This window comes from Archaeoglobus veneficus SNP6 (assembly GCF_000194625.1).
In the GTDB taxonomy this organism is placed as follows: domain Archaea; phylum Halobacteriota; class Archaeoglobi; order Archaeoglobales; family Archaeoglobaceae; genus Archaeoglobus_C; species Archaeoglobus_C veneficus.
Map to the genome: position 1 here is coordinate 44,599 of NC_015320.1, position 24,927 is coordinate 69,525.

The 24,927-nt window shown below is 46.6% G+C and carries 25 protein-coding genes and 2 pseudogenes; 10 read left to right on the forward strand and 17 right to left on the reverse strand.

All coding sequences use genetic code 11. From position 1 onward, the window contains the following. Window positions 1-69: 69 nt before the first annotated feature. Window positions 70-555 (forward strand): Lrp/AsnC family transcriptional regulator, encoded by a 486-nt coding sequence (locus ARCVE_RS00225; protein ID WP_013682765.1) that lies wholly within the window; start codon window positions 70-72, stop codon window positions 553-555. Here ARCVE_RS00225 and ARCVE_RS00230 read toward each other — a convergent pair. Continuing rightward, the gene (locus ARCVE_RS00230; protein WP_013682766.1) at window positions 552-1,343 is read right to left on the reverse strand and encodes an HAD-IIA family hydrolase; all 792 of its coding nucleotides are present in this window, start codon (window positions 1,341-1,343) and stop codon (window positions 552-554) included. The two genes, ARCVE_RS00225 and ARCVE_RS00230, sit on opposite strands and share 4 nt — an antisense overlap. 51 nt (window positions 1,344-1,394) lie before the next feature. Then, window positions 1,395-2,660 (reverse strand): peptide-modifying radical SAM enzyme CbpB, encoded by a 1,266-nt coding sequence (gene cbpB / locus ARCVE_RS00235; RefSeq protein WP_013682767.1) that lies wholly within the window; start codon window positions 2,658-2,660, stop codon window positions 1,395-1,397. A gap of 261 nt (window positions 2,661-2,921) precedes the next feature. Here cbpB and ARCVE_RS00240 point away from each other — a divergent pair, with 261 nt between their 5' ends. The 3 genes from ARCVE_RS00240 to ARCVE_RS00250 are packed head-to-tail and all read left to right on the forward strand — an operon-like array spanning window position 2,922 to window position 6,054. After that, window positions 2,922-3,896 carry a phosphoribulokinase gene (locus ARCVE_RS00240; protein ID WP_013682768.1) on the forward strand — a complete coding sequence of 325 codons (975 nt, stop codon included), beginning with the start codon at window positions 2,922-2,924 and terminating at the stop codon, window positions 3,894-3,896. After that, the gene (locus ARCVE_RS00245) at window positions 3,893-4,327 is read left to right on the forward strand and encodes a 4Fe-4S binding protein (protein WP_013682769.1); all 435 of its coding nucleotides are present in this window, start codon (window positions 3,893-3,895) and stop codon (window positions 4,325-4,327) included. The genes ARCVE_RS00240 and ARCVE_RS00245 overlap by 4 nt, the downstream gene beginning before the upstream one ends. After that, on the forward strand, window positions 4,321-6,054 hold the full coding sequence (locus tag ARCVE_RS00250) for an aldehyde ferredoxin oxidoreductase family protein (protein ID WP_013682770.1): 1,734 nt from the start codon (window positions 4,321-4,323) through the stop codon (window positions 6,052-6,054). The genes ARCVE_RS00245 and ARCVE_RS00250 overlap by 7 nt, the downstream gene beginning before the upstream one ends. Here the strand turns inward: ARCVE_RS00250 and ARCVE_RS00255 are convergent. The 4 genes from ARCVE_RS00255 to ARCVE_RS00270 all read right to left on the reverse strand — a co-directional run bounded on the left by ARCVE_RS00255 (window position 6,041) and on the right by ARCVE_RS00270 (window position 9,223). Next, entirely contained in the window at window positions 6,041-6,691 is a 651-nt protein-coding gene (locus ARCVE_RS00255) for a hypothetical protein (protein WP_013682771.1), read from the reverse strand. The two genes, ARCVE_RS00250 and ARCVE_RS00255, sit on opposite strands and share 14 nt — an antisense overlap. A gap of 468 nt (window positions 6,692-7,159) precedes the next feature. Further along, window positions 7,160-7,549, reverse strand: a complete 390-nt coding sequence (locus ARCVE_RS00260) for a clan AA aspartic protease (protein ID WP_013682772.1) — start codon at window positions 7,547-7,549, stop codon at window positions 7,160-7,162. Further along, window positions 7,546-7,866, reverse strand: a complete 321-nt coding sequence (locus ARCVE_RS00265) for a ribbon-helix-helix domain-containing protein (protein WP_013682773.1) — start codon at window positions 7,864-7,866, stop codon at window positions 7,546-7,548. Before ARCVE_RS00265 ends, ARCVE_RS00260 begins: the two co-directional genes overlap by 4 nt. A 55-nt stretch (window positions 7,867-7,921) precedes the next feature. Further along, a complete protein-coding gene (locus ARCVE_RS00270; RefSeq protein WP_013682774.1) occupies window positions 7,922-9,223 on the reverse strand; it encodes a tryptophan--tRNA ligase in 1,302 nt (433 codons plus the stop codon). A gap of 141 nt (window positions 9,224-9,364) precedes the next feature. On the opposite strand from ARCVE_RS00270, the gene ARCVE_RS00275 reads away from it, so the two are divergent. Beyond that, window positions 9,365-9,853 carry a VIT1/CCC1 transporter family protein gene (locus tag ARCVE_RS00275; protein WP_013682775.1) on the forward strand — a complete coding sequence of 163 codons (489 nt, stop codon included), beginning with the start codon at window positions 9,365-9,367 and terminating at the stop codon, window positions 9,851-9,853. Window positions 9,854-9,886: 33 nt separating this feature from the next. On the opposite strand, the pseudogene ARCVE_RS00280 reads toward ARCVE_RS00275, so the two are convergent. The 3 genes and pseudogenes from ARCVE_RS00280 to ileS form a co-directional block, all read right to left on the reverse strand. Next, window positions 9,887-10,496: pseudogene (locus ARCVE_RS00280) on the reverse strand (LysE family translocator). Between the two features lie 273 nt (window positions 10,497-10,769). Beyond that, window positions 10,770-11,375, reverse strand: a complete 606-nt coding sequence (locus ARCVE_RS00285; protein ID WP_013682776.1) for a 6-hydroxymethylpterin diphosphokinase MptE-like protein — start codon at window positions 11,373-11,375, stop codon at window positions 10,770-10,772. Further along, the gene (gene ileS / locus ARCVE_RS00290; protein ID WP_013682777.1) at window positions 11,372-14,512 is read right to left on the reverse strand and encodes an isoleucine--tRNA ligase; all 3,141 of its coding nucleotides are present in this window, start codon (window positions 14,510-14,512) and stop codon (window positions 11,372-11,374) included. The genes ARCVE_RS00285 and ileS overlap by 4 nt, the downstream gene beginning before the upstream one ends. Before the next feature lie 109 nt (window positions 14,513-14,621). Between ileS and ARCVE_RS00295 the strand changes: the two genes are divergently transcribed. Beyond that, a complete protein-coding gene (locus tag ARCVE_RS00295; protein WP_013682778.1) occupies window positions 14,622-15,311 on the forward strand; it encodes a hypothetical protein in 690 nt (229 codons plus the stop codon). 203 nt (window positions 15,312-15,514) lie between these two features. Here ARCVE_RS00295 and ARCVE_RS00300 read toward each other — a convergent pair whose 3' ends face one another. The 3 genes from ARCVE_RS00300 to ARCVE_RS00310 form a co-directional block, all read right to left on the reverse strand. Next, window positions 15,515-15,970 (reverse strand): HEAT repeat domain-containing protein, encoded by a 456-nt coding sequence (locus ARCVE_RS00300; RefSeq protein WP_013682779.1) that lies wholly within the window; start codon window positions 15,968-15,970, stop codon window positions 15,515-15,517. A gap of 37 nt (window positions 15,971-16,007) precedes the next feature. Continuing rightward, a complete protein-coding gene (locus tag ARCVE_RS00305; RefSeq protein ID WP_013682780.1) occupies window positions 16,008-17,438 on the reverse strand; it encodes a pyruvate carboxylase subunit B in 1,431 nt (476 codons plus the stop codon). Between the two features lie 80 nt (window positions 17,439-17,518). Further along, window positions 17,519-18,415 carry an IS481 family transposase gene (locus ARCVE_RS00310; protein WP_013682781.1) on the reverse strand — a complete coding sequence of 299 codons (897 nt, stop codon included), beginning with the start codon at window positions 18,413-18,415 and terminating at the stop codon, window positions 17,519-17,521. Between the two features lie 17 nt (window positions 18,416-18,432). On the opposite strand from ARCVE_RS00310, the gene ARCVE_RS00315 reads away from it, so the two are divergent. Continuing rightward, window positions 18,433-19,467, forward strand: coding sequence for an IS110 family transposase (locus tag ARCVE_RS00315; RefSeq protein ID WP_013682782.1), 1,035 nt, complete (start codon window positions 18,433-18,435; stop codon window positions 19,465-19,467). A gap of 64 nt (window positions 19,468-19,531) precedes the next feature. On the opposite strand, the pseudogene ARCVE_RS11825 reads toward ARCVE_RS00315, so the two are convergent. Continuing rightward, window positions 19,532-19,636 (reverse strand): annotated as a pseudogene (locus tag ARCVE_RS11825) (IS481 family transposase); the annotation flags it as partial. Window positions 19,637-19,680: 44 nt separating this feature from the next. Further along, window positions 19,681-20,301 carry a thiamine phosphate synthase gene (gene thiE, locus ARCVE_RS00320; RefSeq protein ID WP_013682783.1) on the reverse strand — a complete coding sequence of 207 codons (621 nt, stop codon included), beginning with the start codon at window positions 20,299-20,301 and terminating at the stop codon, window positions 19,681-19,683. 224 nt (window positions 20,302-20,525) lie between these two features. On the opposite strand from thiE, the gene ARCVE_RS00330 reads away from it, so the two are divergent. Continuing rightward, window positions 20,526-21,182: an NAD(P)/FAD-dependent oxidoreductase gene (locus ARCVE_RS00330; protein ID WP_013682784.1), complete on the forward strand. Its 657-nt coding sequence runs from the start codon at window positions 20,526-20,528 to the stop codon at window positions 21,180-21,182. 151 nt (window positions 21,183-21,333) lie between these two features. Next, on the forward strand, window positions 21,334-22,557 hold the full coding sequence (locus ARCVE_RS00335; RefSeq protein ID WP_013682785.1) for an MBL fold metallo-hydrolase: 1,224 nt from the start codon (window positions 21,334-21,336) through the stop codon (window positions 22,555-22,557). Window positions 22,558-22,731: 174 nt separating this feature from the next. Here ARCVE_RS00335 and ARCVE_RS10955 read toward each other — a convergent pair whose 3' ends face one another. Beyond that, window positions 22,732-22,881: an antitoxin VapB family protein gene (locus ARCVE_RS10955; RefSeq protein WP_083809349.1), complete on the reverse strand. Its 150-nt coding sequence runs from the start codon at window positions 22,879-22,881 to the stop codon at window positions 22,732-22,734. Window positions 22,882-22,982: 101 nt separating this feature from the next. Continuing rightward, window positions 22,983-23,495 (reverse strand): class IV adenylate cyclase, encoded by a 513-nt coding sequence (gene cyaB / locus ARCVE_RS00345; RefSeq protein ID WP_013682787.1) that lies wholly within the window; start codon window positions 23,493-23,495, stop codon window positions 22,983-22,985. 64 nt (window positions 23,496-23,559) lie between these two features. Here cyaB and ARCVE_RS00350 point away from each other — a divergent pair, with 64 nt between their 5' ends. Further along, window positions 23,560-24,411: an FKBP-type peptidyl-prolyl cis-trans isomerase gene (locus ARCVE_RS00350; RefSeq protein WP_232215808.1), complete on the forward strand. Its 852-nt coding sequence runs from the start codon at window positions 23,560-23,562 to the stop codon at window positions 24,409-24,411. Here ARCVE_RS00350 and ARCVE_RS00355 read toward each other — a convergent pair. Next, on the reverse strand, window positions 24,408-24,899 hold the full coding sequence (locus ARCVE_RS00355) for an adenosine-specific kinase (protein ID WP_048085402.1): 492 nt from the start codon (window positions 24,897-24,899) through the stop codon (window positions 24,408-24,410). The two genes, ARCVE_RS00350 and ARCVE_RS00355, sit on opposite strands and share 4 nt — an antisense overlap. Between the last annotated feature and the right edge of the window lie 28 nt (window positions 24,900-24,927).

Below are 24,927 nucleotides of genomic sequence, written 5' to 3' on the forward strand. Positions count from 1 at the left end.
ACTCTTTTATTTTGATTCTGCATAGTTTATGGGAAAAGTAGAAATATTGCAAATTCTTCACATTCTCACATGCCCGACAAAATCGATGCTCTCGACATCAGAGTTCTCGTCGAGCTGCAGGAGGACGCGAGAAAAAGTCTGAGAGAGATCGCCGAAAAGCTTGGCGTTGCAGAAGGGACAGTTTACAACCGTATAAACAAGATGAAAAGAATGGGCGTCATTCAGAAGTTCATTCCGATAATAGATTACTCCAAGCTCGGATTTGATCTCATAGCAGTAATAGGCGTTACGGCTGAAGGTGGGCATCTAATCGAAGTTGAAGAGATGCTCGCAAATGAGCCAAACGTTACCGCAGTATACGATGTGACTGGCGAGTTCGACGTCATAACCGTTGCAAAATTCAAGGATAGAGAATCCCTAAACGCCTTCGTCAAGCGGATTGCTGGCTTGGAGCACGTTAAAAAGACATACACAATGCTCGTCCTCAATGTTGTGAAGGAAACTCACAGCATAAACCTTGCCAAATTGATGGAGGGGGAGTTGAAGGTGGATTAGTCAAAAAGCTTTCCAAGGTGGTCAAGCACGTAATCAGGCTTTTCTCCATGCCTTTCAATCATTTGTTCCAGATTTTCCTTCGTTGTAACTCCCGACAGGACGAGGAGCGTCGTCGCCCCGATTGCCTTCCCCGCTTTCACATCGATGTCGATCTGATCGCCAACCACCACGACTTCATCAGCTTTAAGGCCGAGGATGTCGAGCGCCTCTTCCATTATCACCTTCGACGGCTTTCCTATAACAACGTCAGGCATCCTGCCAGTCATCCAGTAAAGCGATCCTATAATCATTCCAGTTCCGGGAATCGGGCCATCTTCAGCGGGAAAAATCCTGTCGGGGTTTGTCGCAATGTACCTCGTGCCTGCAAGGCAGCATCGCAGAGCTTTAGTCATTATCTCAAAGTTTATTCCCCTGTTCGAGCCAACAACAAGATATTCGGCATCTCTGTAATCAACGATTTCGTGGCCAGCAAGCTCGAGTTCTTCTATCAGCCCCTTCTCGCCGGTTGTGAAGATTTTCGCTTTCCCGGCTTCTCTCTTCAAATAGCGGGCGGTGGCGAAGGTTGCGAGGAGCATTTCATCCTCGTGAACATCCAATCCGAAACGCTGAAAACGGTCGATCATTATCGTCCTGCTTCTCGTGGAATTGTTCGACACAAAAACGAGCTTTTTTCCAAATTCCCGTAGTTTCTTAACAGCCTCAACGCCTTCAGGAATTGGCGTCTCACCCCTGCCTATCACGCCATCGATGTCGAGAATGAAGCCTTTCTTTTCGAGTAGCGGATGCATGCTGCCGTTACGAGATCATTCTTTAAATTTTGTTCGCTCTAAAGCTCTATGCTAAAGCTCAATGCGATACTTCGTCTTCATTACTCCCTCCCTTATACCGTACCTCGCTTTTCCTTCAGCAATCACTCTGAACGCGTGGTCTATCACCTTCCTGTAGAAATCGCAGTAGGGGCTCTTTTCAAACATACTGCCGTTCTCAGCATACACCTCTGCTGGACAGGGTGCTCCACATATGTGCCTGTAAGGACAAATCCGGCACTCCTCGATTTTCTCCACCACTCTGCCTCTAACCTCTTTGAACGGGCAGACGTTTGTATTGATTCTTCCATCGTCCAGCACATCTTTAAGCTCCGCCGAAAATTCATGGAAGCCTATGAACTCCCCGCAAGGATATACCTTCATATCCGGTGTGATGGCGAAAAATCTGCGTCCCGCTCCACACGGCGAGATGTCGCACTGCAGCACCCTTGATGTAGGGGCGACGATTCCCAACAGAATGTTGGCAAAATCTCCAATGACGATTCTCTCCCCACTCTCTGTTAACTCTATTGCCCTGTCCACCGCCTTTATGAAGTACTCCGCAGCAGCATCGACTGGCGGTCTAAGTTTTCTGCCACCTGCACTCGTGCCTCTCACGGGGTTCATTAGGCATACTTCAACCTTCCCGGCGAGGAAATCCACCATTTCGGGAAGCTGGGTATAGTTGTAGCGGTTAATCGTTGTGATAACGTTAAGGTGTTTGTACCCTCGCATTACCCCTAAAATCCTGCTAACAGCGTTGAAGTGCCCCTCACCCCTCAGAAAATCGTTTGTTTTTATGTCCGGCGAGTCAAACGAGATGCCAAGGTTGACTTCTCTCTCCATTATAAACTCCATATCTTCGTCGTTCAGAAGAAATCCATTCGTCTGAATCCCATAGTTGAACTGTCTATTTTCCTCGATAACCCTGAAAATTACGTCTTTGGCAAGCAGAGGTTCCGCTCCGTGGAAGATGATCCACTCAACTCCCGCTTTTTTCAGCACGTCGAGGATCTCGCCCATCTCCTCGTAGTCCATCGTTTGTCCTCTTCGTTTGACTTCTGGAGGGATGTAGCAGTAGGGGCATGAGGCGTTACAGGAATCGGTTACGTTGATGTAAACGGTTCTGATTGAAACTTCCGATCTGTAGCGAGCCATCTCCTGCTGTAATATCTCTCTGTTCTCGAGCCACAACCTTTCCACATTTTCAGGAAGTTCCTGCTCCGTTGAGGTTGCCCAGAAGACGGATTCTGGATCGATGAACACTGAAAAATCGTTAAAGTTAATCATATTGAGCATTTTGGCCACCTCCAAAAATTAGAAGGGGGATTTCTCCCCCTGCATAACATAGTGCGTCAGCCCCCCATCCTCACTATCGCACTCCAGTCTGTACGCCCGGACTTTCTTCTTCATGCTATACATAGAATTGCCGAAACTTAACTGTCTTTCAGTAGAAGCAAAGGTTTTTCTGCTTAATTACAGATATCATACACCGCAATCTATTTAAAAGTGCAGTGTAGTCTTCCTATAATAATTATAATGAACTCGGGGGCATTCACGATGACCAGTAACCTGAAAGAAAGACTGAAAGAATCAGGTAAAACATTCCTCGTCGGCATCGCCGGCGATAGCGGTTCGGGAAAGACGACTTTTGCAAACGCCATAAGGAATTTGCTTGGCAACGACATCGTTTCGAGTATAACTCTCGACGACTACCACGTTTACGACAGGCAGACGAGATGGAAGCTCAACATAACACCTCTGCATCCCGAAGCCAACAACCTCAAGCTCGTTGAAACCCACCTCATGCTGTTAAAGAAGGGGGAAACGATAAGAAAGCCAACCTACGACCACAGCACTGGCACTTTTGGTGAGTGGGAGGATTTCACGCCAACTCCAGTCGTTATCGTCGAGGGTTTGCATACTCTATACGATGGTCTTCGCAATTACCTCGACTTCAGGATTTTCGTTGATCCTGCCCGCTACATAAAACGCAGGTGGAAGATAAAGAGAGATGTCGAGGAGAGAGGCTACAACAGGCAGAAAGTCGTTGAAGAGATAATCAGGAGAGAATCTGACTACAAGCGGTACATAGACTTCCAGAAGATATACGCCGATGTTGTAATCAAGATATTTCCTACAGCTTTGCAGAGCGTTGAGCGCATAACATACCTCACCGAAGCGCCGCCCGAACTGTACAAGGTTAGGCTGATTCTCAAGAGTGGAGATTTTGTGCCGACCGAGCCAATAAAGCTTGATATAGACCTATCAGCATTTGTAAGGGCGAGCGAGAAGGATTTCGCTCTTGGCTTCTTCTCCGACTACTACTACGAGAAGCCCGCAAGCTTCATAGACATCGACGGCCTGATGAACGTTGAACTTTTCTCGACGTTGCTGGACATTCTGAAGAAGGAAGTTGGAGCGGACGTGGAGTGGAAGATGAATACATACGTGAACGCAATAGAGGTTGCCAAGCTCCTTGTCTGCTGGAGATTTCTCGAACTCATAAAATTCAGACTGGAGGCGGAATTATGAAGAGGCTAATTATAAAAGACATAGAGAAGTGTGTTGGTTGTGGAATGTGTATGTACGCCTGCTCGAGGCGAAAAGGTGAGGCAGGTATAGACTCATCTGGCATTCTCGCTGTAAGCCTTAGCGGTTTTGAGAGGGGTGCAACTGTCATCTTTTGCAGAGCATGCATCGAGCCCCCATGCGTACAGGTATGCCCTACGAATGCTTTAAGACCAAGAAAGGGTGGAGGGGTCGTTTACAACGAGAAGGACTGCATAGCATGTGGTAACTGCATAAATGCCTGCACGATCGGAGCGATATTCAGAAGAAGTGACGGAAAACCGGCAGTCTGCATACACTGCGGCTACTGCGCGAACTACTGCCCACACGGCGTTCTCGGCTTTGAGGAAATAACTGCAGGAAAAGTGGTAACGGAGGAGGTGGAAGCATGCTGACTAGGGTGCTAACAATAGACCTCTCCAGCTATACATACAGCATTGACGACAGAAGAGACCTCTTTGAGGAATGGTTGGGCGGCGTGGGTGTTGCAGTTCAGCTTTTAAAGGAGAACATGGATGTTAACGCCGATCCGTTAAGCGAGGAGAACGTCATAGTTTTCGCTGTAGGGCCATTAACGTCAGCCTATCCTCTTGCATCAAAAACCGTTGCTCTATTCAAGAGTCCGCTAACGGGAAACCTTGGTGAAAGCCATGCAGGTGGGAGAACTGCGACAAGCATGGCAAACGCCGGATACGGAGCTATAGTGATAAAGGGAAGAAGCAAGAAGCCCGTTTACGTTGTAATAGATAACGGCAAGGTGCACTTCAGGGACGCCAGAGTTATCTGGGGAATTGAGGATTCACTCATAGTCGGAAGGATCATTGCAGAAAAAGAGCCCGGAAGAGGTACGAGGACTGTAATGAGGATAGGAGGGGGCGGAGAGAAGCTTGTAAGATACGCGTGCGTTACGACGGAGACCTACAGACATTTCGGTAGGCTTGGACTGGGAGCCGTCTTCGGTTCCAAGAATCTCAAGGCCATCGTCATCAACGGGAGAGGTAGCAGAAAGGTCGTGAATAGAAGGGCGTACAGAGAAATTTACGACGAGATATTCAGGCTGGCAATTGAATCCAACGCCATGAAGAAATACCATTTAATCGGCACCGCCGTCAACGTAAACCCCCTCAACGAGATTGGAGGTTTGCCAACTAAAAACCTGAAACAGACGAGGTTTGAGAATGCAGAGGAGATAAGTGGTGAGAGTCTTGCAGAAAGGATAGGCAGAAGGGTTGCGTGCAGCCATTGCCCGGTTGCGTGCGTTCACATAGCTGTTTTAAGGCTGCCGTACGAGAACGAGCCGTATTTCTACAAGACCATCATGATCTCCTACGACTACGAACTGATATACTCCCTCGGCTCAATGCTTGGAATCGGTTCGAAGGAGGGACTGCTCAGGCTAATCCACAGAGTTGAAACGTACACACTTGATGCCATGAGTACGGGAGTGTGCCTTGCTTGGGCAACGGAGGCGCTTGAAAGAGGAATTATAAGCAAAGAAGATACCATCGTCGATTTGAAGTTTGGAGACTGTGATGCCTACATCAAGGCGATAGACTACATAGTCAGACAACCAAACGACTTCTACAAGAATTTGGCGTACGGTGTTGAGCACGCAGCGAAGGTTTACGGTGGAAAAGAGTTCGCCCTAACTTTCGGTAAAAACGAAATGCCCGGATACCATACGGGATATGCAGCACACATAGGCTACCTCATTGGACTGAGACATAGCCATCTCGATAATGCGGGCTACTCGCTGGATCAGAAGCTCAAGGAGTATCCCGAGCCAGAAGAGCTCGTCGGAAAGCTCATCAAAGAGGAGCAGTGGAGACAGGTGCTTTCGAGTCTCGTGGTGTGCTTCTTTGCAAGAGGTGTTTATACGGCAGATATTGTATGCAAAGCCTTCAAGCCTCTCGGAATTGAAATAGGTGAGGACGAACTGAACAGGATAGGGGAAAAAATCTACTTCGAAAAGCTGAGACTGAAGAAGCAGATGGGCTTTGACGTGAGCAAACTCAGGATACCGAAGAGGATATTCGAAGTTGAAACACCCCATGGAAAGCTGAGCGAAGACTACATCAGAAGAGCACTCGACTACTACGCAAAGATCGTCAGCGAAGTATAACAGCTGTGACTATGCCAAAAGCGCAGGCGGCGATCTCCGGCATCTCAGAGATGTTGCTTAAAAGTCTGGATAGATCGAGGTAAGCGATAAAAGTGTCTCCGCTTTCCTTGGCAACTCTCCAGTACCTCTTTTTATCCTTTTTGATTCTCTCAGCCCTCTCCTTAATGTGCTCCTCGAGCTTTCCGTGTTTTACGCTCTCGTAGAGTGCTGTTGTTGCCCAGACGTAGAAGTCCGTGACGGAGTAGTCGGCAATTCTCAGATGGAGCTTCAGGTCTTTATCGCCGATGTCGCCTATTTCTCCAACGTAGACCTCATTTATGGCGAATGGTTTCAGTTCTCTGTAATCTCTGGCGGAAGTTAAAACGGGACAGAGATAGCATGATGCGAGGGCTATAGTTTCGACTTCTGGGGAAGGATTGAGGGATTCCACGAACTGCCTGACGTCTTCAAAGGGATAGTCAATCTTTACAAAGGGCTTTTTCTCGATTTTCTCCCCGATTTCCTCAGCAAGCCATCGAGGGACTCCAACGTTTCTATACCTGAATTTCTTGGCAACGAAATCAACGATAGTTTGGTCTTCTTTGAAGTATAGAACTCCTCTCAAGTTTTTGATTAGCCATGCAATTTGGGTGAACATCGGGATTCGTATTGTTAGAAAAAATTAAAGATTCTTTCTAAACCCGATCTACAGATATTGGGGTATAAAAATGAATCCCGTCGCCCATTACATGCTCGCATGGCTCGTTGGTAAGCATGAAATTAGAGAAGGAAAGCTACCGTACCCACTCATAGCCTCTCTGCTACCCGATATCGAGTTCTACTTTAGTTTTTGCTTAAACTTTTTCTTAGAATACCATTCCACCATTAGCCACTCCTAAAGTAAGATACTTGCGTACAATGCTGACATTCCTCTTCCAGCCCTCAGAGCTGCATATATCTTGTTGGAGATTTCGTTTGTATTCTGCTGCATCATACTTTATCTACAAAAGAGAATATCCGTGGCAAATTCGGGTAGAAACGATCAAAGTCCAAAATTCGCTACAAACCCAGCTTCGGCACCGTTAGTTCAGAGTTTATACGTTATTCTTAGGATGAAGCCCAAGTTTTAACACTGGCGCACCTCAAACCTCTTCAGACAGTAGTCAAGGATGACCTTCAGGCCTTTTGCAAAATCTATGCCCAGAACGATCTCATCAACATTTTTGGTCGTTTCAATAAACCCATCACACGAAATGCCCGGTTCAAGAATTTTAACCTTACCGAACGTGCCAGACGATCGAGCTATAGATCCATCGGGTAGTATGAGTTCCCTTACGTGCAGTTCCATCTCGTGCAGGCGAAGTTCCCTGAAAACGTTCTCGGGAACTAAAGCAAACCCTTCGTAGCCCGTATCAAAAACTGCAAGAACTGCTCCTTCTACAGGAAATCTTTTTGGTACAAATGGATTTTCCAGCACAATTTCCAGTACGGGCACGCCATCAAGAAGGTAATTCATGTTCTTACCCTGTAGCCACTCCTTACAGTAGTCTTGATTTTCTCAGATGAAACGATTTTCAAGCCGCGCACATCAATCTTTTTCTCTTTTAATAAGGCTGCGAGCTCATCGAGGGATTCTGCTTCTCCAACCAACACATCTCCTTTATACGCCCTGAACGTTCTCCTCTGACCACTCTCCAGTGAAAACAAGTAGTTTCTCAAGGCATCTTCCACTACCTTAGAAAGTGCGCCCTTACTCGAACCGTAAAGCTTGCTGACAACATTTCTCAGTATCTCTTCGATTTCATCGCTCAGAACTATTGTTAGCGTTCCCATATATGTATTTAGTATGTATTTTGTATTTAAATTTAGCGAACGATAAGCTAATACTCTAATTCATCACAATCCTGTACTCGTCCAGCCTCCCCTCGGCTTCATGTATCTTCTCCCGAAACTCCTTCAAGAACATGCTAACGAGTTCGGCAGCCCTCTTCTTGCAGTGTCCGCAGAGTAACTTCCCACCTTTGCATTCACTCCTCAACTCTTCAAGCTCCCTATCATCTAAAAGCAGGTGAATCATGTACAGTTCGAAGACTGAACACTTCTCGGGTTCGCCACCAAGCCTGCGCTGCTCTTCGGCACTACCTCTTCCACCTGTTATGGCCTTCATCACCTTCTTTCCAGCCTCCTCTGGCTCGTCAAAGAGAGAGATGTAGCTTTCCGGCCTGCTGCTTGACATCTTTCCTCCCGTCAAGCCAGTGATGAAACGGTGGTATGTTGAAGATGGTGGGATGAAAGCAAAACCACCGAGTTCAAGCTCTATTTTCCTTACTACCTCCTCGATTTTCTTTCTATCACCAAAAGCATCGATGTGTTCCTCGTAAACTTTCTTCTCGAACTCGAGCTTTGGAGATAATTTCCTGAGATATTCGCTGCCTTTCCTGCTCCTAATTCTCATTCCACCCTCTATGGGCTCCAGTGCGAATGTGCTCACCCTCGCAGCTAAATCTCTCGTCAGTCTGATGTGCGGATCTTGATCGGCTCCAACAGGGATTACAACAGGCTTGGGCCCACCAAACTCCTTGAGCTGGGGATGGAGGATGTCTGCAGCCTGAACAGAGGTGACGAACATCTTCGCAAGAGGTACATCAGAGGTAAATCCATATATGGCTTTGAGTTCGCTCCAGTTGACTTCCGTCGCTAACTCGAACGCCAAATCCTTCACTGCGTTGCTTGCAGACTGGAAATAGATTATTGCGTTATCTGGCTTCAGTCCGAGGGCTATGATGCTCTTTATGTACATCATGCCAATTTCTCTGGTTTTCTCCCATGGCAGCTTTCTGACTACATGAGCCTCCATGTCGGCAATGGCAACATGGGCAAAGCCGCCTGCATTCTGATGCCAGATTATCTCGTCCATGGTCATCTTGTGGCCAAAGTGTGGAAGGCCTGAAGGCATAAAGCCGGACATAACGGCCCAGGGCTTTCTATTCACAATTGCATCGATTATCCTATCATAATCGCGATGACCGAAGATGATTCCTCTTCTCATAAGATGATTTGGTTCAGGAACTTTATCAAGCAACTCCGCAAAGGGTTGCATCCCGAACTCTTTAATGAGTCTGCCGTAATCTATGACACCTTCGACCTCCCACGGAGTGACTTTCATGTTCTTGCTTTGCATGTTATCCATGCTCCCCGCTTTTGCTTGCGATTTAATATCTTTCTGTTATCCCGTGTACTTCACATTACAAAGCTCAAGGCTAATTCTATTTAGGCTGCCCAAATAATAACCAACGAAAATTATTTAAAATTTGATATTTAATATACTGCCATGAAACTTTCCCTAAGAAAGGGGTTCAGTTTTGGGCTCGCATCTGGCGTAATCACGACTCTCGGCATGATGGTGGGTGTGCACGCCAGTACTCACTCAAAGGTTGCTGTCATCGGAGGTATAATTGCAATAGCCATAGCAGATGCATTCTCCGACGCCGTGGGCATTCACATATCCGAAGAATCTGAAAACAAGCATTCTGCAAGAGAAATCTGGGAATCCACCTTTTCGACGTTCATCTCAAAATTCTTCTTTGCCCTGACTTTTGTCATCCCCGTTCTGCTTTTCGATTTATTTACCGCCATTGTGGTCAGCGTGGTATGGGGGCTTTCTCTGATAACGGTGTTCAGCTATTATCTGGCCAAACAGCAAAGCGTTGAAGCCTACAAGGTTATTCTGGAACATCTGGGTATAGTCGTTCTGGTTATCGCAGTAACACACTATGTCGGTAGCTGGATTTCAACCGTGTTCGGTAATATTGGACTTTAATTCAATTGTAGTAGTTCCCATACCTCCGCACCCTCATCCTCTCAAGCTCAGGGCAAGCAGACCAAATCCCGTAATGACCATACCAGATATTCTGTTTATCGCAGCCCAGTGATGATCGAACTTTTTGCGAGACATGCCGACAGCGCTGCTCAGGATAAGCCACCATAAGGCTGAGCCCGTGAACACGCCCAAAACAAGCATTCCTGCAGAGATGTAGCTTTCTGAGTTTGCCAGCCCCAGCCCAGCAAATATCGCTGCAAAAGAGAGAATCGTCATTGGATTTGTAATAGTTAGAAAAAACGTTGAGGTGTAAGCACCAATGAGACTGTTTCCTTTCGCTGAAATACCCCGTTCAGCAGGTCTGGACATGAATATCCTGAAACCCAAATAGCAGAGAAACACCCCACCAACAAAGCGAAGCCAAATCTGCTGACTGACAAAGATGCTTGAAATGACTGTCAGCCCAAATGCTGCAATGCAGCCATATACTGCATCAGCCGTGGCAGCCCCTAAACCTGAAGCGAGGCCGGACATACGTCCTTCAGCCAGTGTACGGCGTATGCATAATACACCTGATTGGCCCAATAGGTGCGGCAATTGAGAAACCAACGACGAGTCCTTTGAGCAGAAAATCAATTGCTATCTAAACATCTCAGCAGTGCAATTTCATAGCGGTTTCGGTTTCAGGAATATTCAGCAGTAAAACTCCGCCTTCAAGTCGGTAATTTCTCCAATCCACCTAAAATGCTTCCTGTTTCTCGTAATGATTGCTCGCAGCCCTTATTGATGGCTATTGCGGTGACAGTTACGTCTAGACCAACATTACTTTCTTTTTTTTGGCAAGTTTTCCACATATCCGCAGCCAGTACCGCATCTCTACATTTAAAATTTCCACCTTTCAGACTCAGAAGTCCCGTTATATCAGTCCTTCAAACTCAAGAATTCTCCTTGCCCACCGGAGTTTTTTTCTCTTAAGCCCTTCTGCATCATCAAAATCAAAACCATAGAGAGTTATTCTGCTGGCACCCATCTCCTTCGCGAGAATTGCCGCTCTGTCACCGTCTGTGAAGCCACCGAAGTTGTAGATTCGGTTGAACGGCTTGCTTTGCGTTGTTCCAATGAATCTCCCAACCTTCGGCACCACATCCCTTATCCTGTCCATGTTGTCCCCGTGGGCATGAAGGATGAGTATGCAGCCCTGTTTTTCAAGCTCTACAAGGGTGTCAACGCTTTCCTCCATATCTGTAACGTGGATGTCTGGAGTAAGCTTGCAGCGAAACACAGCCTTTCCCGCCGTTACTATGACCTCCTCCCCAATGTTCTCAATTTCTTCCTCATTTATGGCATATCCTATGACTGCAACGCTTTTCCCCTCTATTTTTTCCCTTAAAACAGAGGAATCAAGGAGCTTTTCCCTACCAAGGCTGTGCATCAGCCTTGCTGCTTCCTCGTCCTTCTCGGCTGAGAATCCAAAATCTGAAAGTATTTGGGAGTAAAAATTGAACCAGTCCTCAAGCTTCATTGCACGCCTTCAGTATCCAGCCTCTTTATACCGATTGCCACCTTCTTGCCTTCGATGTCCCACTCTTTGACGTATCCCTCAGCTTTTCTAAATTCAAGGTTTCTTGCTCTCGTTTCCCTCTTTATGTAGTCTTCCCATCCCCTCACGAGTTCTGCTGGCATGTCCACCGTTACGTCGATGAACTCCTCAACATTCAGATCGAGCTCCTTGCGCATCTCCTGGATTCTCCTGACTACCTCTCTTGCGTAGCACTCCCTTTCGAGTTCTTCGTCGATGACAGTATAGAGGTAAACGTTGCCTTTTGAAAGTTCGGCAGCAACATAGCCTTCCGGCAGGGTGTACTCGACATTCAGCACTTCATCAGCCTTGAGTTCCATGCCTTCAAACTCAATTGTTCCACTTCTCATTATCTCATCTATTTCCCTGCTACCAAGCTTTGAAACGTAAGCAGCGAAGTCCTTCGCCTTATCCTTGAGCAGCGGCCCTATTGCTTTGTAGTTTGGCTTCGCTACAACACCCTTCTCGAATTCTCTTACGTATTTGACCTCTTTAACGTTGCACTGGGACTTGATTATGCTCTCAAGATCTTTCACAGCTCTCTCAACATCTTCGTCGCCCTCAACGACAAGTAGCCTCAATGGCCACCTGAGCTTTCTCTTTGCCTTCTGTCTTGCGTTGCTCGCAGCCTCGAATATCTCCTTTGCAATCTCCATCGACCTCTCAAGCTCCAGGTCTATCAGGTTCTCCTCCGGCTCAGGGTACGTCTCGAAGAATATTGATTCCCCAGCCTTCGATCCAACAATTACCTCCCTTGCCTGTTCAAACTCCTTAATGAAGTGCTGGTAAATCCACTCCGCAAGGAATGGAGCATATGGAGCAATAATCTTTGTAACTTTGTCAACAACCCGGAGAATTGTAGCATACGCAGCAATCTTCGACGGCGAATCCTTCTCCTCCCAGACCCTCGGCCTTATTAACTGAACGTACCAGCGGCTGAAGTCTTCAACGATAAAATCGAAGAAAGCTCTTACGACCCTGTGAAGCTGATAGTTCTCAAGCGCCTCTACAGCCAGCTTGTTCAGACTTTCAAGCTTCGAGATTATCCACCTGTCCTCCACCGTCTGATGTTTCTCGTATTCAAAATCTGCTAAAATGCTGGAAATGAAGTCCTTCCTGTCAAGGCTCATATACATATAAGCGAATCTGACAGCGTTCCAGAATATGTTCAGCATTCTGTTGTAGTTCTTCGCCTCCTCCCAGCTGAAGCGTAAATCCTCCCACAGCGCGGAAGAGAGAACGTAAAGGCGGAACGCATCGACCCCAATCTTCTCGACCACTTCTTCAGGTTCTACGACGTTGCCGAGGCTCTTGCTCATCTTCCTGCCCTGCTCATCTAGCGTGAAGCCGTGCATCAGCACGGTTTTGTAAGGAGCTCTGTTGAACGCCACAACACTCGCTCCAAGCTGCGAGTAGAACCATCCTCTGGTCTGATCGTGTCCTTCGGTGATGAAGTCCGCAGGCCATAGCCTCTCGAAGTCCTCCTTCTTCCTCGGGAAGTGCAGAGTAGCCCATGAAGCGACTCCGCTGTCGAACCAGACATCAAAAACATCGGCAACGCGCCGCATTGTTCCTCCGCACTCGCACTCGAAGGTTACTTCATCGATCTTCGGGCGATGAAGATCTAAATCGCTCTCCCACGGAACGTCATCAATGCTCCCAACAACCTTCATCGCTCCACACTTTTCACATATCCAGACGGGAATTGGGATTCCCCAGTAGCGCTGCCTGCTTATACACCAATCCTTCGCGTTGCTGACCCAGTCCTTAAAGCGGGCCATGCCCGCCCATTCAGGAATCCATCTGACTGCATCGATTTCCTTCAGCATGACCTCCTTGAGTTCGCTCACTTTGAGGAACCACTGTTCGGTGGCGCGATATATTATGGGGCTCTTGCATCTCCAGCAGTGGCCGTATCGGTGTACTATGGTTTCTTCTGCAAGGAGAAGATCTCTTGCTTTCAAATCGTCGATAATGACTCTATTCGCCTCTCTAACGTTCAAGCCAGCGTACTTACCCGCCTTGTCGGTGTAAACACCCCTGTCATCAACAGGGTTGAAGACTGGCAGGCCGTGCTGCATCCCGAGCTCGTAGTCCTCAAGACCATGGCCAGGGGCTATGTGGACACAGCCTGTGTTCTCTGCAGAAACGAAGTCGGCCATATAAACCGCATGCTTCCACTGCTTCTGTATCGGCACCTCTTCGACAAGAGGGTGCTCGTACTCAAGGCCAACGAGGTCTTCGCCAAGGTGAGTCTCAATTACTTCCCAGAGCTCGTATCCACCCTTCTTGAGAACGTTCTCGGCAAGCTCTTTCGCCATGATGAGGTATTCTATCTTGCCATCGCGCATGGCCTTTATCGTGGCGTACTCCAAACCGGGATGGACAGCAACAGCAATGTTCGCTGGCAGAGTCCACGGTGTGGTCGTCCAGATAACTATGTAAGTATCATTCTTGCCCTTTATCGGGAACTTTACGTAAATTGACGGGTCTTCCTCGTCCCAGTATTCAACCTCAGCATCGGCCAGAGCTGTCTCACAACGGGGACACCAGTTGACGACCATCTGTTTTCTCTCAAGCAATCCTCTATCGTAGGCCTGCTTTATCGTCCACCACGCCGCGTTGATGTAATCAGCTTTGATTGTCATGTACGGGTTATCCCAGTTCATCCATACGCCGAGCCTCTTGAACTGCTGTGTCATGGCGCTCTTGTTTTGCAAAGCATACTCCATGCAGCGGGCAACGAACTTCTCTATGCCGTAGCTCTCGATGTCCCTCTTCGTTTTGAAGCCAAGTTCCTGCTCCACCTTAACCTCGATAGGTAAGCCATGCATGTCCCAGCCGGGGATGTCGATAACCTTGAATCCACGCATTCGCTTGAATCTCAGCACTGTATCCTTTATCACCTTGTTCCATGCAGTGCCGAGATGAATTCGACCAGTCGTGTAGGGAGGGCCATCAACGAAGAAGAACTCGTTATCTCCTCGTTGCCTGACTTTTTCGTAAATTTCTTTATCCTTCCAGAATTTTGAGATTTCCTCCTCAACATCCTTTGGAGAGTAAATGCTCGGGAAGGTCATGTTCGCCAGTCAATTTGAATGGTTAAAATATTTTTGCGCCTCTTTCACTATCAATTCATCATTACAATTCCGGAACTATTATTATATAAGAATGTATAACAAACCGTATATGCTTCCAAATGAGATACTGATGTACATGGGTCTGCTGTTGTTTATTGCGTCTCTCGCATCACTGAATATCCTTCTCTTCAACAAGGATGAGATTGGAGAAGTCATGAGCAACAAAGTCCGCGAATTTGCGAAAATCATCTACGCTGTTGGTTATTCCACCGTTTTTGCATGGCTCGCCGGAACGATGTATGTAACGTCGAGGGGAGATCGGGAGGTTTTAGCAGTTATGATGGAACTATCGAGCACAATCCTCTGGATTGTTCTGCTCGCGCTCAACATCTTCTTTACTATCATCGCTCTGAAAGCGGGATTCAAGTTTGGACTCTGTCGTGACTTTATCGATGCGCTCACGTATTCTGCGGTCGTAGTCCTGTTTTTTGACAGTTTCCCCGTGGACGTAAATCTTGGAGTTATGATCTCGACTGTCTGTGTGGTAACGATCCTGTATTTCATGAGTTTGATATATACATACAAGAGCATATTTGAGGAACTCATAATTCCCGTAAACCTCTACGAATCCTTTCTCGGACTCGCAGCGTTCTCCCTTCTGGTATCACTCACCTACTTAGCCCACTTCTTCAATCTACAGGCCGTGTGGGGTCTTATAAGTGTTGGATATCTCGTACTTACAATAGCAATGCTGTACACTGTGCTCAGACTCCGCGATGTCGTGAGACTCGCAGCCTGAAACAGGACAAGGGATATATACCCCTTACAGGTCATTAAATAAAAAGAAATTAAAGGGAGATTGGGTTGAAGGGGGCCAAAAAGTTCGACGACTGGATGGACTTGAAGCCCGTTACGGATGAGGAGTTTGAAGAACTGTTGAACGACCCTCCAAGAAGAAATAAAAGAAAAAGAAGGCGTTAAACAAATTTTTTATTTTATTTGCTATTTCCTTATAAAATCTTTAAACTTCTCCTTAGCTTTGTCCATGAGTCTATTATCCTCAAGAATCTTCGCCGCCACGTCTTTTGGAACATCAAGAATTCCAGAAATCGTTTCAACAATCTCTTTCGTCTTTTTCTGCCCTATTTCCGCAAGTGCCTTTGCAGCCTCAACCCTAACGTCGAGACTTTCGTCTTTAAGAGCCTTAGCCAGAGCGTCTACCGCCCTCTCGTCGGCTATTCTGGCAAGAGCCTTAACTGCAGCCTTTCTTACGTCAGTGCTATCGTCCCTCAGAGCCTCAGTTAAAGCCTCCACGGCCGACGGATCCCCTACATCCGCCAGTGCTCTTGCCGCCTCAACTCTTATTGTGACATCTTTATGGCTAAGTGCTTTGATTAGACCTTTTACGTCTCTTCTCTCCTTGAGTTTTTCTACATTGGGTTTCAGAAAGTTAAACATTAAAAATAGTTAAGAATCAAGTAGAGATAAAGTTTGCTCAAACCGGCTTCACCTCAACGCGGTACTTGGAACCGTCAACCTCAACTTCGAACTTACCTTCCACTTGCGCGACGCTGCTGGGGAACGGTTCTTCCTGAATTTCGCCTTGCAGGAACTTCAGTCCCGTCTGCGGGAAGAGAGCATATATCAGCACATTCTCGTCAGTTGCCTCAATTCCAAGTTCTTCAAGCTCCTTCTTTCTCTTTTCGAACTCTGGTTCGAGCAGGTCAGCAGGCCTGCAGTCTATCGGTTCCTCATCGCCAAGAATGAGTTTGATTATTTCCTCCCTTATTGGTGCCGGTGTTCTGCCGTACATGCCCTTAACAAGGTCTTTCGTCTCCCTCGGCACAACCTTGTATCGTTCGCCGGTGAGTACGTTCAGCACCGCCTGTACGCCGACAATCTGGCTCGTGGGTGTTACGAGGGGTACGTAACCCAAGTCTTCCCTGACCCTTGGCACTTCCTTCAGCACTTCCGGTAGCTTGTCCAGGGCGTTCTGTTCCTTGAGCTGTGCAATCAGGTTGGAGAACATCCCGCCAGGAATCTGGTAAACCAGAACGTTCGTATCAGGGATTGTTGAGAGCGGATCGAGGTATCCAGAGTACTTCTCCCTGAGCTTCATGAAGTAGTCTCTCACCTCCATGAGAACATCAAGGTCAACACCAGTGTCGTATCCCAGCTCGTTCAACGCGTAAACCATGCTCTCAGTTGGTGGATGCGATGTTCCCATGCTCAGCGGAGACATGCACGTATCCACCATCTCTGCTCCAGCTTCTACAGACTTAAGCAAGGCCATTGAAGCCATTCCGCTCGTATAGTGAGAGTGAACGTTTATCGGGAGGCCTATTTCCTTCTTCAAAGCCTTAACGAGTTCGTACGCTACCTTTGGAGAAAGTAGACCTGCCATGTCCTTCACGCATATCGAATCCACATCGAGTTCCGCAAGCTCTCTCGCTATTTCAACATACTTCTCTATCGTGTGAACGGGCGAAATTGTATAGCAAATCGTGCCCTGGACATGTGCTCCACACTTCTTTGCTGTCTTTATCGAGGAAATCAGATTTCTCACGTCGTTCAAAGCATCAAAGATGCGGAAGATATCCATTCCAAGTTCAGCCGTCTTCGTGACGAATTTCTCAACAATGTCATCGGGATAGTGCTTGTAACCCACAAGGTTCTGGCCACGAAGCAGCATCGAAATCTGGGCATTCTTTATCCTCTTCCTTATCTCCCTCAGCCTGTCCCAGGGGTTCTCGTTGAGGAAGCGATGACAGGCATCGAAAGTTGCTCCTCCCCAAACCTCAAAGCAGTAAATTCCGGCGTTATCAAAAGTCTCAAGTATAGGAAGCATGTCTCTCGTTCTCATTCTCGTTGCGAGAAGAGACTGGTGCCCATCCCTCAGCGTCAGGTCAACTATTTTGACCTTCATATTACCACCACGGCTAACGGCGTCGGGGGGTTTATTTTATTTTCCTTTATCTCCCACCATTGTGATATCCCGAAATAATTTCACTCCTCAAACAACCACCTCCCGTACTCGAAAACCCTTTCAGCAGGCAACTTCCTGAGAAAAGCCTGATAAGGTGTCTCCAGTTCATCAAAATTCAGGCTCATGTGTGGCTTGACAAAGTTGTACCAATAAACAAACTCGTCAACAGAATCAAAAAGACTAAGCTTCTGCTCCATCAAGCCAAAGAACCTCTCGATCTTTCCGTTTGTTTGAGGATGACTCACTCTCGCCAGAATATGCTTAACTCCATTCTCAGCCAGAAAATCCTTAAACCTGTGCTTAGCCTTCTCTCTGCTCTTAGCTGCAACGAACTGAGTTCCGTGGTCGGTCAGTATTTCATCAGGAATGCCAAACTCAGCGAATCCTTTCTTGAGAACTTTTATTGTGTTCTCTGCAGTAGCAGAATCAAAGATGCCGTAGCAGGTGATAAAACGGGAAGCGTCGTCCATGAAGGCTATTATCCACTTATTTCCAAGCTTTTTCCAGTCCCCTTGCCACAAACTCATGGAATGTTTTCTCTCAAATCTTACCCACCTTCTTTGCTTCTTCTTGTTCATGTTCTCCTCCACAAGGTTGTTTTTCAGCATGATCTTGTAGATGGTGTTGTGGGGAATGTGGATGCCATAATCTCTTTCTATCAGTTTTTCAAGGGTTACAGGGCTCAGTTTGTATTTGTGGTAAGCTTGCAAAACGATTTGCTCTATATCTGGATCTATTAACTTTGGTTTCCTTCCTGCTTGTTTTAGTTCTGGTATCTTTCCTGTTTCTTCGTATTGTTTTTTAAGCTGATAGATCCTTCTTGGCGTTACTCTCATCACAGCGGCTATTTCTCTCACTGGAGTTCCTTTGTTTAGATAACATGTTGGGCTTCCGCCCTTAAATACTCCAACCGAAATAAGATTGGAGGGATAGGATGGGCGGAAGCCGTGTATACGTAGGTGTAGACGTACATAAGAATTTCTCCTTCGTATGCGCTATGAAAGAGAACGGAGAAATAATCCTGGAAAAGAAAGTAAGAACTGAAGAGCTTGAAAAATTCCTGGAGAATATTCCTGGAAACAGAACAATCATATTGGAGCCAACAACAACAGCGATAAACCTTGCAAGAAAACTCAGAAAGAAAAACGAAGTCCTCCTCTCCCATCCGTACAAAACCAAACTGATAGCGGAATCAAAGAAGAAGACAGACAGAGTAGATGCAAAAGTATTAGCCGATTTAGCAAGAACAAACTTCCTCCCAACTGCCTATCTACCACCAGATGAAATAATGGAGCTGAGGGAGATAATAAGGGAAAGGATAAGACTGAAAAAGCTTTCAACCTCAACAAAGAACAGAATTCATTCAATCCTCGCAAAGAACGGAATAAAGTACGATGGGAATCTCTTCAATTCAGAAGGAAGGGAATTTCTAAACTCTTTAAACAACGAGTGGATAGATCGCTATCTGAGGATCCTTTCATCAATCGAGAATGAAATTAAGGAAATAGATAAAGAAATAAGGCAGAAGTGCTTGGAGAATGAAGAAACCGTGCTTCTAACAACCATTCCAGGAATAGGCTACTTCTCAGCCCTGCTAATCTACGCTGAGATTGGCGACATAAAGCGTTTCCCGAACTCAAAGAAGCTCTGCAGCTATGCTGGCTTAGTACCCTCCACAAGACAGTCCGGAAACAAAACAATCACTGGAAGGATAACGAAGGAGGGGAACAAACTTCTCAGGTGGGTTCTCGTTCAGTGTGCCTTCGTTGCAATAAGGAAAGATGAAAGATTCAGGCAATTCTACGAGAGAATAAAACAGAGAAAGGGATCCCAGAAGGCCATAGTTGCAACAGCAAGGAAACTTCTAACAGTCGTATATGCGGTGCTGAGAGATAAAAAGCCTTATATAAGTTATACTCCTACAAGCTACTACGGTGAGGAGTGTACCCCGGTAACTAACTGGGCTTAAAAGCCCGACGTTTAGATTGGGGAGAACTCCTCACCGAACGACTCGTTAAAGTGGGCTTAGAAGCCCGGATGGGAGTGTGTCGAATAGAAAATATCCACAGCCTTGGCGGAAGCCCACATGGGAGTTGTCTGATTATCCACCTGATCTTCTTGTTCGTTAGTTTTCTCACAAGAGTTGGATGTTGGGTTGTGAAATAATTTTGGGATAAGACATTTATCTCCCACCATTAAATGTGGATAATATCCCAAGGAGTTTCCTTGCTGCATCTTCCGGATCATCAGCCATCGAAACAGCAGAAACGACGGCAACGCCTGCAACACCAGTTTTCAGAACTTCTAAAACGTTTTCCCGAGTTATTCCGCCGATTGCAACGACAGGAATGGATACAGCTTCAACGATTCTACGAATGCCCTCAACCCCTATCACCTTCGACTCCTTCGTGCCTGTGGGGAAAGCTGAACCAGCCCCTAAATAGTCAGCGTACTCCTCAGCCTGCTTTGCCTGCTCCACAGTTTTGACCGACATACCGATAATGCCATCGAAGATTTCAGCAACAATCTCCGCTGGAATGTCGTCCTGACCCACATGAACGCCGTCAGCATTGCATGCGATTGCAATATCAACCCTGTCGTTCACTATCAACATCGCATCATACTCGTCGCAAAGCTTTCTTATTCGCCTTGCCTCCCCAACCATAACTCTTGCCGGGGCTTCCTTTTCCCGGTACTGGATAATCCTGACGCCAGCCTTTAACGCCGCTTTCGCCACTTCTTCGTGCTTCCACCTCTTACCGCTTGTTATCACGTAGAGGAAAGGTTTATCGATTTTTAGCATGTTACAGCTCTCAACCTACTCGCTGAAGTACTTTTCGAGCACTTTCTTCTGCGCCTTCCTCAGTCGATTGGACGTTGTCGAGGAGGAACATCAAAAATCCGCGAACCCTGAACGATCTGAAGCATACGTGCTGATAAGGCGTACGATTATATTAGCTGCTGGTAGCTTTTTATTAATAATCCAAGAAGCCAAAGAGATATATAATATCAGAGAAACATAAAATTATGGAAAAAGAGAGGCACGTAACTAAGAGAATCAAGCAGAGAGATGGCTCAAATGCTGTCGTTCTGAGAATTCCAGCCGGAATTATCACCCCAGAGTCTCTGAGGAAGATAGCAGACGTTGCGGAGAAATACAACTCCATAATAAAGCTTACCGGGGCTCAGCGAATAGCAATAGTCGGAATAAAGGACGAAGACCTCGACGCATTCTGGGAAGAAGTTGGATTGGAGCCTGCAGCAGCCAACGGACTTTGCGTGAGAAGTGTTAAGGTGTGCCCGGGGAAGACATTCTGCAAGATTGGTTTACAGGATACACTTGAACTCGGTTTAGAGCTTGAAAAAAGATATAACGGATTAGTGCTGCCATCTAAGTTCAAAATAGGTGTTTGTGGTTGTCCAAACTCGTGTACCGAGCCGATAGTTAAAGACCTGGGATTCATGGGTACAAAAGACGGTTTTACCTGCTTTGTCGGAGGTTCTGCTGGCAGAAAGCCAAGGTTTGCTGAAGTACTTGCCGAAGGACTCAGCGCCGAGCAGTGTCTGGAGATAGCCGAAAGAGTAATCAGTGTTTACAGAGAAAAAGCAAAGAAAGGGCAGAGGCTCGGAGACTTCATAGAATCCATAGGCAGCGTAGATGAGTTTCGTAAACTCGTTCTTTGATCTTAACTCTACGTTCTAAATTTTCAGAATGCAGTAAGTGAGTAGTTTGATGTACGAGTTGCATTAGTTTTTTATTCATACTCAACATCATAACACGCGAAAAGTTCGGTGACCAAAACATATATATTCTTTATCCACAAAGCGTTGAGGAATGGTCGTAATTCATTTCCTTGGCGGATGCAGAGAAGTAGGAAGGTCGGCGATAATGGTAGACTCCATTATCCTCGATTACGGGATGAAACCGTCATCGCCTCCAGAATTTCCAATTAACGGAGTTTCTCCTACAGAGGTGATAATCACCCACGGTCACCTCGACCACGTAGGTGTAGTTCCAAATCTGATGGACTACGATCCGTCCGTATATATGACTCCTCCAACGAGGGATCTCGCTCATGTTCTCCTGAAAGATTCAATGAACATAATGGAGTACCCGCCATACGGCAGAAGAGAGTTCAGGCAGTTCGAGAGCAACGCAAGGGATGTGGAGTTCTACGAGCCCTTCTACATCAGCGGGTGGGAAGTAACGCTGTTCAACGCAGGCCACATTCCAGGCAGCGCTATGGTCCACATGTCCAAGGACATAAACATACTCTACACGGGAGACGTAAAACTCCAGGAGACAAGGCTACTGGAGCCAGCAGACCTCAATTTCCCTGAAACTGACGTGCTGATAGTTGAGAGCACGTATTTCGGCATTGAGCATCCCGACAGAAGAGAACTCGAAAAGGCCTTCGTCGAGTCGGTAATAGAGACCCTCGACAGAGGTGGGCATGCGATAATTCCAGCCTTCGCTGTTGGCAGAACCCAGGAAGTCCTGATGATTCTCGAAAAACACGGAATAACGCCCTACGTTGACGGCATGGGAAAGGAAGTTGGAAAAATCCTCGAAAGGTATCCGGATTACATCAAGAGTGCGAGGAAGCTCAGGAGAGCTCTCAAAAAGGCTATACCCGTTGAGAGGGGCAAAAGAGAGGATGTCCTTACAGAGCCTGCAGCAATCGTCACCACAGCAGGTATGCTGAACGGAGGGCCGGCGTTGTTCTACATCTCGAAGCTCTACAACGACGAGAAGTCAAAGATACTCCTCACAGGCTATCAGGTTGAAGGAACGAATGGAGACATGGCCTTGAAGAAGGGCATGCTCAACCTCGGTATGCGGACAGTTAAGCTGAAAATGGGTGTCGAGCAGTATGACTTCTCCGCCCACGCAGACGACGAGCAGCTCAAGGAAGTCGTCGAGAAAGCTGCAAACAAGGGAGCTGAAATAGTCTTCACCGTTCATGGAGAAGAGACTGAGGCATTTGCAGAATGGATAAAGGACGAAGTAGGTATAGACGCATACGCGCCGAAGAACGGAGAGGTTTACGTAATATAACCCAAGATTCTAAGAGTTCGTCATCTGCAAACCTGGCTGTGAATTCTTTTCAACATGTCTTTTATTTTCTTCACATTTTCTACTCTTTACAGGAAACGTCTATTAATCACTTTATTAGAGACCTCTCCAGCGCCTAACTCCTCAATAACCTGCCAATAATTTTCAAAATTAAAATTATTGGTTTACTGCAGATTTTATGAGCATTTCAATCCTCTTCTCGACGTTTTTCTTTATTAGTTCATCAATGACGGCGCTGAAACTCTTTTTCCCCTTGATTCTGGCAAGCTTTTCGTAAACATCATCCGATATTGTTATAGTTTTCATGTTTAGTGTGTTGTAAATGAGACTATAAAAGTTTATTGAAGTCCATATTCCAACTATCCTGAAAAGAATGAAACTTTTTTTCATTAAAGTACACAAAAAGCTCACAGATTCTCAAGCATCTCAAGATAAGACTTTCTTATGCTCTCCCCCTCCAGCCCAAGGCTCCTCGCAACCTCAAAGACTTTCTTCTTCGCCCCTTCAACGTCCTCGCTTTCGATTTCTACTTCCACGAACTTTCCAAGGCCATCAATCTCATCAAGACAAACTACTGCCTCACCAACTTGATAAATCCTCCTCCGCTTTTTCACCCATCTCACTGGCGTGAAGCCGAGCTTTTCAAGTATTCTCCTGCAGTTATCAAAGTCCTCAACCTTGAGCTTTATCTCCTCCCTCGTCTTGGTTTCTTTGTCAATCTTCCGCCCCTTGTACGTTAGCGTTACACCCTCGCTGTCTTTCCTTATTCTGAGCGCTTCATCGCTCTTCCTGAAATCCCTCCAAGGTGAGTTAAAGTAGAGGTCTTCCTCCTCCTTCTCAATTACGAATTTGCCAGTTTCGGCAAGCTTTTTCTCCACCTCTTCAAAACCCTCAACGCTGAACTTTACTTCCACTTCCATGTCTACTCCCGCTCCACACTTACCCAACCTTTTTATATCCTTCAACTGCTTCGCTAAAAAACTTGTGGAGGGAGACGACATGGCCATTAAAGCTGGAGACTTTATCAAGGTTAGCTACACGGCAAAACTTGAAGATGGAACGGTAATCGATACAACAGATGAAGAGGTGGCAAAAGAGTACGGAATATACAACGAGAATGCGAAGTACGGCGATATAACCATCGTGGTTGGAGAAGGGCACGTCGTCAAAGGCCTTGACGAGGAACTCGTAGGCAAAGACGTTGGCTTTAAGGGAGAAATCGTTGTCCCGCCTGAGAAGGCATTTGGCGAGTATGATCCAGAGAACAAGGAGGTCGTAAGCGTAAAGAGGTTCAAGGAGAGGCCGCAGCCAGGACAGCGCGTTCGCATTGGCGACAAGGTTGGAACTGTGGAGAGAGTGATAGGCAGAAGGGCAATAATCGACTACAACCACCCGCTTGCAGGCAAGACGCTCATCTTCGACGTTGAAGTCAAGGAGCTCATAGAGGACGATGCAGAGAAAATAAAGGCCCTCTTCTTCATAAATACGGGAGTTGATGTTGAAGTCGAGCTCGACGGGAAGAAGGCGGTTGTGGAAGTTCCGAAGGGTGTTGCTTTCAGTCAGTACTTTGCAATAGGGAAGTTTGCAGCCATAAACGCAATTTTCAAGCTCCTTGACATTGAAGAGATAGACATAGTGGAGAGGTTCAAGAAGGAAGAGGAAAAGGCCGTGATAGAGGCCATAGAGATGGCCAAGGGAGGGGAAGCTGAGGATACAGATACGGACAGAGAAGAAGGGAAAGAAGGCGAAGAAACTGAAGAGACATCCAAAGCGGGTGATAAGGGAGAAGAAGGAAAAGAAGAAGCAAGTGAAGAAGAAAAACATGCAGAAAGTTAATCGAGCCTGTATCCGAGCTTCTCAACGAGCTTTCTTCTCTCCCTCTTTTCCTCCTCGCTTTCTATTTTCGTTACCGCAGTGCCGTCAACCGCCCCAAGCACGGCCCTTCCAAGCTCCGTCTCGGCAACGATTATTTCGATGGGGTTTGCAGATGCAACAAAGATATTGCAAACTGCAGGATGCATTTTTACGGCGTTGAGGACATTTATTGGAAAAGCGTTCGACGTCATTATGACGAAGACGTGGCTTGCCCCTATTGCGAGGCAGTTTTTCGCAGCGAGTTCCTTCAGCTCCTCGTCGTTGCCTGTCACCCTCGTAAGCTTTGGTTGAGCTTCATTCATCGCAACTGCACACTTGATGCCCGGCACAGTCGTCAGCATGGTCTTAAACAGGTCGTCGCACGTAAAAACAGCAAAGTTTCCCTGACCGACAATTACCTGATACTTACAATCAGGGTTCTCAATCTTAACGGCCTCGATTTTCATGATAGAAAATTGGTGTGAAAGGATAAATCCA